At 61.0% G+C, this 1129-nt stretch carries 1 protein-coding gene; it reads right to left on the bottom strand.

Annotated features, from left to right (window positions below):
• Positions 1-1129, bottom strand: a 1129-nt coding sequence (locus AB0K82_RS44670; RefSeq protein WP_364409878.1) for a DUF87 domain-containing protein, incomplete at both ends; no start/stop codon positions are given.

The following is a 1129-nucleotide window of genomic DNA, read 5'->3' as shown; positions in this document are numbered from 1 at the left end:
AGCATGCTGGTCAGACCCTTAAGATTGTCGGAGAGCGCGCTGGTTACATGCGAGCGATCGGTCGAATTGCTCAACCGCATCGCAAAAAATGTCCCGCACTGCGACAGGATCGTCGGGTTGATCTCAGCCGGGCGCTGGCTGACAATCATCGCGCCGATCCCATATTTGCGACCTTCCTTGACGATCCGCTGCGTCGCGATCGAGGCCGCGCTGCTTCCGTCGTCACCAAGGTAGCTATGCGCTTCCTCCATCACGACGAGCAGCGGGCGCTCGCGCCCGCCCTCGGAGAGATTCCGGGCCCAGAAAAGACCGTCATAGAGAACACGCAGGATGTTGCCGATGATGTCGTTCGTCACCGTCGAGGGGATGCCCGACAGGTCGAGGATCGTGATCGGCTTGTCGCTGCCAAGCCAATGCCCGACCAGATCGGCAAGCGTCTTGGTCGTCTTGCCATCGAGGCCGGGATGCCAGTCACCCGCCTTCAAAAGAAAGTCGTATCGGGCAACACGCAGCCGTGCGCCCAGCGCTTCAAGCGGTCCTCGGATGTTGAGGACGTCCGGGAGGGCGTTGACTTTGTCGGGATCGCCCGCGACGTTCTTAAATTTGCGGAAACGGGGCGGAATGCCCGCCTGCGCGTCGCCAATCTGCTTCACGCCCGTCGCATCGAGCTCATAGGCCCAGGTCGCCGGGTCATTGGGATTTGCGCCCGCTACGTTGTGATACGTCCCGAAGTCCCGACAATAGAGATCATACCAGAGCTTGTTGAGCGAGAAGGGCACCGGGCTGTCTGCGGTGATGCTTGCCGGGTCGACGCCGACGATAGGCTGGGCGGCGAGACTCGCAATCTTCGCAGCGAGGATTTCCTCTAGGATGATGTTCCGGGCCTTGCCATCGGGAGGGAGGCTCCCGAACGTCACCCGTAGCAGCTCGTCGAAACTCAGCGCCCAGAAGGGAATGCAAAGCCGGTGTTCGTTGGCGTAGCGGGAATCAGGACTGATCTTGAAGATGTTCGCGCGATCGCCGAGCGCCTTGCCATATTCGCCGTGGAGATCGAGCACGACGATGCGCGCTGACGGGAAGCGGCTCTCGTCCGACAAGACATTCAAGAGCCCTGCGACCGTCGTCGATT

Source organism: Actinoallomurus sp. NPDC052274, from assembly GCF_040679475.1.
Classification (GTDB): Bacteria; Actinomycetota; Actinomycetes; order Streptosporangiales; family Streptosporangiaceae; genus Actinoallomurus; species Actinoallomurus liliacearum.
This window is presented reverse-complemented; position numbering and strand designations above follow the sequence as displayed.